The sequence below is a fragment of the Micromonospora sp. D75 genome (assembly GCF_018070405.1).
Taxonomy (GTDB): Bacteria; Actinomycetota; Actinomycetes; order Mycobacteriales; family Micromonosporaceae; genus Micromonospora; species Micromonospora chalcea.
Map to the genome: position 1 here is coordinate 1 of NZ_JAGPXV010000169.1, position 9699 is coordinate 9699.

The 9699-nt window shown below is 72.7% G+C and carries 9 protein-coding genes; 8 read left to right on the forward strand and 1 reads right to left on the reverse strand.

Features of this window, described 5'->3' with window-relative positions:
• The 8 genes from KBX39_RS12975 to KBX39_RS13010 form a co-directional block, all read left to right on the forward strand.
• The coding region (locus tag KBX39_RS12975) for a M20 family metallopeptidase (protein WP_210870679.1) at positions 1-1223 on the forward strand (1223 nt) is incomplete at its 5' end.
• Positions 1220-2662: an aldehyde dehydrogenase family protein gene (locus tag KBX39_RS12980; protein ID WP_187693389.1), complete on the forward strand. Its 1443-nt coding sequence runs from the start codon at positions 1220-1222 to the stop codon at positions 2660-2662. The genes KBX39_RS12975 and KBX39_RS12980, both read left to right, overlap by 4 nt.
• A 22-nt stretch (positions 2663-2684) precedes the next feature.
• A complete protein-coding gene (locus tag KBX39_RS12985) occupies positions 2685-3629 on the forward strand; it encodes an ABC transporter permease (protein WP_069087252.1) in 945 nt (314 codons plus the stop codon).
• The gene (locus KBX39_RS12990) at positions 3626-4510 is read left to right on the forward strand and encodes an ABC transporter permease (protein ID WP_043328759.1); all 885 of its coding nucleotides are present in this window, start codon (positions 3626-3628) and stop codon (positions 4508-4510) included. The genes KBX39_RS12985 and KBX39_RS12990 overlap by 4 nt, the downstream gene beginning before the upstream one ends.
• A 5-nt stretch (positions 4511-4515) precedes the next feature.
• The gene (locus tag KBX39_RS12995) at positions 4516-5502 is read left to right on the forward strand and encodes an ABC transporter ATP-binding protein (RefSeq protein WP_231915594.1); all 987 of its coding nucleotides are present in this window, start codon (positions 4516-4518) and stop codon (positions 5500-5502) included.
• Positions 5499-6323 carry an ATP-binding cassette domain-containing protein gene (locus tag KBX39_RS13000; protein WP_030503861.1) on the forward strand — a complete coding sequence of 275 codons (825 nt, stop codon included), beginning with the start codon at positions 5499-5501 and terminating at the stop codon, positions 6321-6323. Before KBX39_RS12995 ends, KBX39_RS13000 begins: the two co-directional genes overlap by 4 nt.
• Complete coding sequence (locus KBX39_RS13005) at positions 6320-7075, forward strand: SDR family NAD(P)-dependent oxidoreductase (RefSeq protein WP_043328763.1); 756 nt, start codon at positions 6320-6322, stop codon at positions 7073-7075. Before KBX39_RS13000 ends, KBX39_RS13005 begins: the two co-directional genes overlap by 4 nt.
• Before the next feature lie 8 nt (positions 7076-7083).
• On the forward strand, positions 7084-9279 hold the full coding sequence (locus KBX39_RS13010) for an arylsulfatase (protein ID WP_210870682.1): 2196 nt from the start codon (positions 7084-7086) through the stop codon (positions 9277-9279).
• A gap of 75 nt (positions 9280-9354) precedes the next feature.
• On the opposite strand, the gene KBX39_RS13015 is transcribed toward KBX39_RS13010, so the two are convergent.
• Positions 9355-9699: 2-oxo acid dehydrogenase subunit E2 (locus KBX39_RS13015; protein WP_210870685.1), on the reverse strand; the 345-nt coding region annotated here is incomplete at its 5' end.

Below are 9699 nucleotides of genomic sequence, written 5' to 3' on the forward strand. Positions count from 1 at the left end.
CCCATGCCTCCCTCCGCGCCGGCCATCTCGTGGACGAGCAAGCCGTCGTGTCGCTCACCCAGGACCTGGTCCGCATCCCCTCGACCTGGGACGCCGCGCAGGGGCGGAGCGAGCAGCCAGTGGCGGAGCTCGTCGCGCAGGTCATGCGGGGCTTCGGCTGGCGGCCGGAGGTCACCGAGGTCGTTCCCGGGCGGCCCAACGTGGTGGCGGTGGTGGAGGGCGGCCTGCCCGGCCCGACGCTGATGTTCGAGGGGCACACCGACGTCGTCACCGAGGGTTCTCCCGAGGAGTGGACGGTCGACCCGTTCGGCGGCGACATCGTCGACGGGCGGCTGTACGGTCGCGGCTCCGCCGACATGAAGGCCGGCGTCGCCGCGATGATCCACGCGGCCCGGGCCGTCGAGCTGGCCGGACCGTTCCCGGGCCGGATCGTGGTGGCGGCCCTGGTGGACGAGGAGGGCCAGATGCTCGGCGCGAAGCACTTCACCACCACCGCGCTGGCCCGCGGGGTGGACGCCGCGATCATCTGCGAGCCGGAGGCGGAGGAGATCTGCGCGGTCGCCAAGGGCGCGGTCCGCCTGCTGGTCACCTGCACCGGCAAGATGGCGCACGGCGCGATGCCGCAGCACGGCCGCAACCCCGTGCCGGCGGTGGCGGAACTGGTGGCCGCGCTCGGCCGGTACCAGAAGGAGCTGCAGGCCGACCCGGGGGAGCACGAGCACCTCGGCCTGACGTTCCTGACCCCCACGGTCCTGGACGCCGGCTCCGCCAACCAGCTCAACGTCATCCCCGGCCGCGCCGTGCTCGGCGTGGACTGCCGGACCGTCCCCGGTGTCGACCACGCCGCGCTCGCCGCGCGCGTGCGCTCCGACGCCGACGAAATCGGCGCCCGGCACGGCGTCAGCTTCGCCGTCGAGGTCGTCGACGACCGGCCGTGCGCGGTCACCCCGGAGGACCACCCGATCTCCCTGGCGGTGGCGCAGGCGCACAGCGCCGTCACCGGTACGGCGCCGGTCTTCGGCGGAGTGCCCGGCGCGACCGACGGCACCATCCTGTGGCGCGACAGCGGCATCCCGAACGTGGTGTACGGCCCCGGCCCGAAGTGGATCGCCCACCAGCCCGACGAGTACGTCGAGGTCGACGACATCGTCCGCAAGACCAGGGTCTACGCCGAGGCGGCGCTGGCCTTCCTCACCGGCGCCGCGACGGGTGCGGCGTCGTGACCGCGCAGGAGCTGCTGACCGCGCTGCCCGCCGGCCTGCCGATCGGCGCGGGCTGGGCCACCACCGCGCAGACCGCGCCGGTCCGTTTCCCGTACGACGGCAGCACCGTGACCCAGGCGCCCTGGGGTGACACCGCCGACGCGGAAGCGGCTGTCGACGCCGCGCACGAGGTCGCCGCGGAGATGGCCGGCCTGCCCGGTCATCGGCGGCGCGCCATCCTCACGACAGTCGCCGCCGAGGTCCGCGCCCGCGCCGACGACCTCGCCGAACTGCTGGTCCTGGAGACCGGCAAGCCGCTTGTCGACTGCCGGGTCGAGGTCGCCCGCACGCTGGTCACGCTGGAGACGGCGGCCGAGGAGGTCGGGCACCTCACCGGCGAGACGGTGGCGCTGGACATGCAGCCGGCCGGCGAGGGCATGCTCGGCTTCTGGGTACGCCGTCCGGTCGGTGTCGTCGTCGGCATCACCGGGTTCAACTACCCGCTGCTGCTGGCCGCCCACAAGGTCGCACCGTCGGTGGCGGCGGGCTGCCCGGTGATCGTCAAGCCGGCGCCGAACACGCCGCTGGCCACGCTGGTGCTGATCGACCTGTTCCGCCGGGCGGGCTGCCCGGCCGCCGGCGTCCAGCTCGTCACCGGCGGTGTCGAGGTCGGCAAGCTCCTGACCACCCACCCGCGCGTCGCCGCCGTGTCGTTCACCGGGTCCGCGCAGGTCGGCCACCAGATCGCCCGCGCCGCGGCCCCGCGCAAGGTGCTGCTGGAACTCGGGTCCAACGCGGCGCTCGTCGTCGGCCGCGACGCCGACCTCGACCGGGCTGCGGAAGCGGTCGTACGCGGCGGGTTCTACGCCTCCGGCCAGGCGTGCATCAGCGTGCAGCGGGTGATCGTCGAGGAGCCGGTCCGCGAGGCGCTGCTGGACCGCCTCCGGCCGCTGCTGGCGAACGTCACCACAGGTGATCCCCGGTCCGCCGACACCCGCGTGTCCGCCCTGGTGGACGAGGCGTCCACCGAGCGGGTCCACTCGTGGGTGGACCGCGCGGTCGCCGCCGGGGCGCGCTGCCTGGCCGGCGGTACGGCGCAGGGCCGGGTGCTGCAGCCGACGGTGCTCGTCGACGTCCCCGAGGACGCCGAGTGCTGGGCGGAGGAGATCTTCGGGCCGGTGGTCTGCGTCCGGTCGGTGCCGGACATGGACGCGGCAGTCGAGCTGGTCAACCGGTCCCGCTACGGGCTCCAGGCCGCCGTCTTCACCCGCGACCTGGCGGTGGCCCTCGACGTGGTGCGCCGCCTCGACGTCGGTGGCGTGCTCGTCAACGAGGTGCCCGGCTTCCGCGCCGACAACATGCCGTACGGCGGCGTCAAGGACTCCGGCATCGGCCGGGAGGGACCGCGCTTCGCCATGGAGGAGCTGACCGTGACCAAGATGGTGATGATCAGGCCATGATTCGGAGTGGGAGCACACAGGCATGGTGATCTACTTCGTCCGGCGGCTGGCCATCCTCGCGGTATCCCTGTTCGCCGCGTCGATCCTCGTCTTCACGATGCTGTCGCTGCTGCCGGGCGACCAGGCGCAGGCGATGCTCGGCGTGAACGCCACGCCGGAGGCGCTGGAGGCGCTGCGGGAGCAGTTCGGGACGAACCGCCCCTTCACCGAGCGGTACCTCGACTGGGCCGGCGGCCTGATCCGCGGTGACTTCGGCATCTCGCCGCTGAGCGGGGTGTCGGTCGGCTCGGAGATCGGCGACAAGCTCGGCGTGACGGTGCCGCTGATCCTGGCCGGGATGACGCTGGCGCTGCTCATCGCCGTACCGCTGGGCATCCTCGCCGCGGTGAAGAGCCGGACCGCGATCGGCACGGCGCTGTCCGCGCTGAGCCAGGTCGGCATCGCCGTTCCGTCGTTCTGGCTCGGCATCCTGCTCATCACCGTGTTCGCGGTGAAGCTGCAGTGGCTGCCCGCCGGCGGGTTCACCGGATGGGACGACTTCGGCGGCGCCGTGCGGGCCCTGCTGATGCCGGCGCTGGTCCTCGGCGTGGCCCAGGGCGCGATCCTGATGCGCTACGTCCGGTCCGCGGTGGTCGAGGTCATGCAGGAGGACTTCATCCAGACCGCGCGGGCCAAGGGGCTCAGCCGCTCGCAGGCGCTGACCCGGCACGCGCTGCGCAACGCGGCCATTCCGGTCATCACCGTCCTCGGTCTGCAACTCGCGACGCTGCTCATCGGCACCGTCGTGATCGAGAACGTCTTCGGCCTGCCCGGTCTCGGCCGGATGCTGCTGCAGGACGTGGGCAACCGCGACCTGCTGAAGGTGCAGGGCACGGTGATGGTGCTGACCGCCGCGGTGCTTCTGATCAACTTCGTCGTCGACGTGGTGTACCACGCGGTCGACCCCAGGCTGAGGAGCAAGGCATGACATCAGTCGCCGACGCCCCACCGGACGCCACCGCCGACGTCGTCGCGGCCGGCCCGGTCAAGCCGCGCCGCCGCTGGAACCTCACGCTGGTGATCGGCGCCGGCCTGGTGGGCCTGGTCGTCCTCACCGCGCTGGTGTCGTTCCTCTGGACGCCGTACGACCCCACCCGGGTCGACCCGTCGCAGACGCTGCTCTCCCCGGGCGGCGACCACTGGCTCGGCACCGACCACTTCGGCCGGGACATCGTCAGCCAGCTCCTCGTCGGCGCGCGGACCACACTGTTCGTCGGCGTCGTCGCGGTGGCGATCGCGGCCGTCGTCGGCGTACCGCTGGGTCTGCTCGCCGCCACCGGGCACCGCTGGCTCAGCGAGCCGGTGATGCGGGCGCTGGACATCGTGTTCGCGTTCCCGGCCATCCTGCTGGCGATCATCCTGGCGGCAGGCTTCGGCGCGTCCACGCTCACCGGAATGATCGCGATCGGCGTCGCCAACGTCCCGGTGTTCGGCCGCCTCACCCGGGCCGGCGCGATGCAGGTGCTGCAGAGCGACTTCGTGCTGGCCGCGCGCAGCTACGGCCGCCGGGGCGTGGTGCTCATGGTCCGGTACGTGCTGCCCAACATCGCGGCCCTGCTGATCGTGCAGGCGTCGGTGTCGTTCGCGCACGCGGTGCTCGCCGAGGCGGCGCTGTCCTACCTCGGGTACGGCACCCCGCCGCCGACCCCCACCTGGGGCCGGATGCTCCAGGAGGCCCAGAACTACTTCGTCGTGCAGCCGATGCTGGCCGTCTGGCCCGGTCTGGCCATCGCCCTGTCGGTGCTCGGTTTCAACCTCATGGGCGACGGGCTGCGCGACGCCCTCGACCCGCGGCTGAGAGGACGGTGACCGGCGTGAGCGGGCTCGTGGTGGAGGACCTCGTCGTCAAGGTCCACGACATCCAGGCCGTCAAGGGCGTCTCGTTCGAGATCGGGCGGGGCCGGCGGATGGGGCTCATCGGCGAGTCCGGCTGCGGCAAGTCCCTGACCGCGCTCGCGCTGATGGGCCTGCTGCCGCACGGTGTGACCGCGTCCGGCCGGGTGCTGCTCAACGGGCGGAACCTGCTCGACCTGTCCGACAAGCAGATGTGCGCGGTCCGCGGCAACGACATCGCCATGGTGTTCCAGGAGCCGATGACGGCGCTGAACCCGCTGATGCGGGTCGGCAACCAGGTCGCCGAGTCGCTGCGGCTGCACAAGGGGATGAGCCGCGCGGCGGCCTCCGCCCGCGCCGTCGAACTGCTCGAACGGGTCCAGCTGCCCGAGCCCGACCGGACCGCGCGCAAGTACCCGCACCAGCTCTCCGGCGGTCAGCGCCAGCGCGTCGTGCTGGCCATCGCGCTGGCGTGCGACCCGGCCGTGCTGGTCGCGGACGAGCCCACCACCGCGCTGGACGTCACGGTGCAGGCGGAGATGCTGCGGCTGATGGACACGCTGGTGCGCGAGGAGGGCGCGTCGCTGCTGCTCATCACGCACGACCTGCCGGTGGTCGCCAGCATCTGCGAGGAACTGCTCGTCATGTACGGCGGCTCGATCGTCGAGCACGGCGACGTGACGACCGTGTTCGACTCGCCCCGGCACCCGTACACGGCGGGCCTGCGGGCGTCGACGGTGCTGGAGAGCACCGACGGCAGCGGCCGGCTGTCGACGATCCCGGGCCGCGTGCCGTCGCTCGGGTCGTTCCCCACCGGCTGCGTGTACCGCAACCGCTGCCCGCGCGCCGACGACGTCTGCGGCACCGTGCCGCTGCTGACGGCGCCGCCCGGCAGCACCCAGCGGGCCGCCTGCCACCACCCGATCGAGAGCGACCAGCCCCTAGGAAGCGGGAAGGCCAGCGCATGACCACCACCCCGTTGCTGGAAGCCGTCGACGTGGTGCGCGAGTACCGCGCCCCGCGGCGGTCGCTGCGTACGCCGGGCCAGCCGATCCGCGCGCTCGACGGCGTGAGCGTGCAGGTCCACGAGGGCGAGGCGTTCGGCATCGTGGGGGAGAGCGGCTCCGGCAAGTCGACGCTGTCGCGCATCCTCATGGCCCTCGACCAGCCGACGTCGGGCACCGCGTTCTACAACGGCCAGCGCATCAGCGGCGTACCGGAGCGGAAGCTCGCGTTCCTGCGGCGCGACGTGCAGATGGTGCTCCAGGACCCGATGTCGTCGCTGAACCCGCGGATGCGCGTCGCGGACATCATCGCGGAGCCGATGCGCGCGCTGCGCCTGCCCGGCGACCACCGGGCCCGGGTGGCCGAGCTGATGCACTCCGTCGGCCTGCCCGAGGAGGCGGTGACCCGCTACCCGCACCAGTTCTCCGGCGGTCAGCGGCAGCGCATCGCTATCGCCCGCGCCCTCGCGGCCGGGCCGAAGGTCATCGTCGGGGACGAGCCGGTCAGCGCGCTCGACGTGTCGGTGCGCGCGCAGATCCTCAACCTGCTCACCGACCTGGCCGAGCAGTTCAAGCTGACCCTGATCCTGGTCTCCCACGACCTGTCCGTGGTCCGGTACCTCTGCGACCGGATCGCGGTGATGAACCAGGGCCGGATCGTCGAGACGGGTGACACCGAATCGATCTACTCCGACCCTCAGCACCCCTACACCCAGAGGCTGCTGTCCGCGGTGCCCACCCTGAGCGGCGACCTCCTGGACCGATTCAACAGGAGCAGCACATGAGGTTGGTTGACCGCGTCGCCGTCGTCACCGGAGGCGCCAGCGGCATCGGACTGGCCACCGTCGGCCGGCTGGTCGAGGAGGGCGCGCGCGTCGTCATCGCCGACCTCGACGGCGACCGCGCCGCCGAGGCGGCCGCCGGCTTCGGGTCCGCCGTCGTCGGCGTGGCCTGCGACGTCACCCGGGCGCAGGACTGCCGCGCCGCCGTCGAGACCGCCGTCGAGCGGTTCGGGCGGCTCGACCTCATGCACGCGAACGCCGGTACGCCGTTCACCGGACCGGTCGACGAGGTGGACCAGGCGACGCTGGACCGCGTGATCGACGTCAACCTCAAGGGCGCGTTCTGGACCGCGCAGGCGGCCGTGCCCGCGCTGATCGAGGCCGGCGGCGGCGCGATCGTGTTCACCGCGTCCCTGCAGGCCGTCATCGCCCGCCCCCGGTACGCGCCGTACACCGCCGCCAAGCACGGCGTCATCGGCCTGATGAAGGCGCTGGCGCTGGAACTCGCGCCGCACGGCATCCGGGTCAACGCGATCGCCCCGGCGGCGACCGAGACGCCGATGCTGTCGGCGTTCCTCGGTGGCATGGGCGACGTGCCGGACAGCGCCCGGGAGAACTTCCGCGCGTCCATTCCGCTGGGCCGCATGGCGACGCCACGGGACTCCGCCGACGCGGTGGTGTTCCTCGCCAGCGAGGAGGCGCGGATGGTCACGGGCCACACGCTCGTCCTCGACGGCGGCACGACGGCCGGCTGAGGCGTACCGTGACCAGTTCGCTGGCGGACCCTCCGTACGAGGGCACGATCGGACGCACCTACCACGACTCGACGGAGCACTGGAGCGCGCCGCCGTCGGCCGCCCCGGGCACCCCGAACGTGGTGTACGTGCTGCTGGACGACGTCGGGTTCGCCGACTTCGGCTGCTTCGGCGCCGAGATCGACACCCCGACGATCGACCGGCTGGCCGCGTCCGGGCTGCGGTACACCAACTTCCACACCTCGCCGCTGTGCTCGCCGACCCGGGCCAGCGTGCTCACCGGCCGCAACCACCACAGCGTCGGCATGCGCATGCTGTCCAACTTCGACAGCGGCTTCCTGGAGCACACCACGCCGTCCGGGCCGTACGACCAGTGGCCGCTGGGCCGTGGCTTCGAGCGGTACTACGGCTTCCTGGAGGCGGAGACCGACAACTTCTATCCGGAGCTGGTCCACGACAACCACCAGGTGGACCCGCCGGCCACCCCGGAGGAGGGTTACCACCTCACCGAGGACCTGACCGACCGGGCCATCGGGTTCGTCCGGGACCAGACGTCGTTCACCCCGGAGAAGCCGTTCTTCCTCTATCTCGCGTACGCCGCGGCGCACGCCCCGCACCAGGCCCCGCCGGAGTACCTGGCGAAGTACCGGGGCCGCTACGACGCCGGCTGGGACGTCGTCCGCGCGGACCGGCACCGGCGGCAGATCGGGCTGGGCATCATCCCGCCGGACGCGCCGCTGCCACCGCACAACCCCGGCGTCGTGCCGTGGGACGACGTGCCGCCGGAGCAGCGCCGCCTGTTCGCCCGCATGCAGGAGGCGTACGCGGCGATGGTCGACCACACCGACGCCCAGCTCGGGCGCCTGGTCGACTTCCTGGAACGGATCGGCCGCCTCGACAACACGATCTTCGTCCTCATGTCGGACAACGGGGCCAGCCCGGAGGGCACGCCGCTCGGCACGCTCAACCCCACCGCCTTCCAGAACCGGGTGCCGGAGAACCTCCAGGACAGCCTGGACCGGATCGACGAGATCGGCGGCCCGCGGGCGCAGAGCAATTACCCGCTGGGCTGGGCGCAGGTCAGCAACACCCCGTTCCGCCGCTACAAGCAGCACACCCACGAGGGCGGGGTCCGGGTGCCGTTCGTGCTGAGCTGGCCGGCCGGTGACGTGCCCGGCGGGCAGGTGCGCACGCAGTTCCAGCACAGCATCGACGTCACCGCGACGGTGCTCGACCTGGTCGGGGTGCAGCCGCCCGCGGTGCGCCGGGGCGTACCGCAGATGCCGCTGCACGGCCGCAGCTTCCGCGACGGGCTGCGCGACCCGGCGGCGCCGCCGTCGCGGGACCGCCAGTACTTCGAGATGTTCGGCCACCGGGGCATCTACCACCAGGGCTGGAAGGCTGTCGCGTTCCACGAGCGCGGCACCTCGTGGGACGAGGACCGCTGGGAGCTGTACCGGATCGACGAGGACCCGACCGAGAGCCGGGACCTCGCCGCCGAGTACCCGGAGGTGCTGCGGCGTCTCATCGAGGAGTTCTGGATCGAGGCGGCCCGCTACGACGTGCTGCCGCTGGACGACAGGGGATTCGCGGTCCGGGCCCGGGTGCCACGTCCCGGGTCGGTGCGGGACCGGCTGGTCTTCACCTACCTGGCGGGCGTACCGACTGTGTCCGGCGCGGCGGTGCCGCCGACGATGAACCGCTCGCACGCCATCACCGCGCGGGCGCGCCGCACCGACGCGGCGCAGGGCGGCGTGATCGTGGCGCTCGGCAACGTCAGCGGCGGCTACGTGCTGCACATCAAGGACAACCGCCTGGTGTACGAGTACAACTACCTCGGCGAGCACCACGTGCTGCGGTCCGAGGGCGAGCTGCCGCTGGGCCCGGTGGAGCTGACGTTCGAGCTGACCAAGACCGCCGACTGCCAGGGCGTCGGCCGGCTGTACGTGGACGGCGAGGCGGCGGGCGCGGCGCTGTTCCCGCGGTTGCTGCCGTTCTTCCACGGGTTCGCGGGCATGGACATCGGGCGCAGCATCCACTCGCCGGTGTCGCCGAGCTACCCGGCCCGGCACGAGTTCTCCGGCGAGCTGGAGTACGTGCGGTTCCGGCTGGCCGCGTCCGAGGAGGTCGGCGAGCCCATCGCGGCGGCGGACGACGTCGCGCCACGGCCGTCGGCCGGCGTGGGGTTCGAGGTCGTGGACTGACGCGCGCGGCGCGTACGGCGACGGCGCGTGGACGGACCTCGTTGTCCGTCCACGCGCCGTCTGTCTGCGGGGGCCTCAGCGCAGGGCCAGGCCCCACAGCGGGTCCTCCAGGAACCGCCCGACGTGGGCGAGCACCCGGCTGCCCAGCTCCCCGTCCACGAGCCGGTGGTCGAACGACAGCGACAACTGCACCGTCCACCGGGGAACGACCTGCTCGTCGACGACCCACGGCATGCGGCGCAGCGCGCCGAGGCAGAGGATCGCCGCCTCACCGGGGTTGAGGATCGGGGTGCCCGCGTCCACTCCGAACACCCCGATGTTGGTGATGGTGACGGTGCCGCCGGCCAGGTCGGCGGGACGGGTGCGGCCCTCCCGCGCGGTGGCTGCCAGCTCGTTCAGCGCGACCGCGAGGTCCCGTAC

What these genes read in the sequence shown, in the direction of transcription:
- KBX39_RS12985 (WP_069087252.1), top strand. Translation starts at nt 2,685, where the DNA reads ATGGTGATCTACTTCGTCCGGCGGCTGGCCATCCTCGCGGTATCCCTG.
- KBX39_RS12990 (WP_043328759.1), top strand. Translation starts at nt 3,626, where the DNA reads ATGACATCAGTCGCCGACGCCCCACCGGACGCCACCGCCGACGTCGTC.
- KBX39_RS13000 (WP_030503861.1), top strand. Translation starts at nt 5,499, where the DNA reads ATGACCACCACCCCGTTGCTGGAAGCCGTCGACGTGGTGCGCGAGTAC.
- KBX39_RS13005 (WP_043328763.1), top strand. Translation starts at nt 6,320, where the DNA reads ATGAGGTTGGTTGACCGCGTCGCCGTCGTCACCGGAGGCGCCAGCGGC.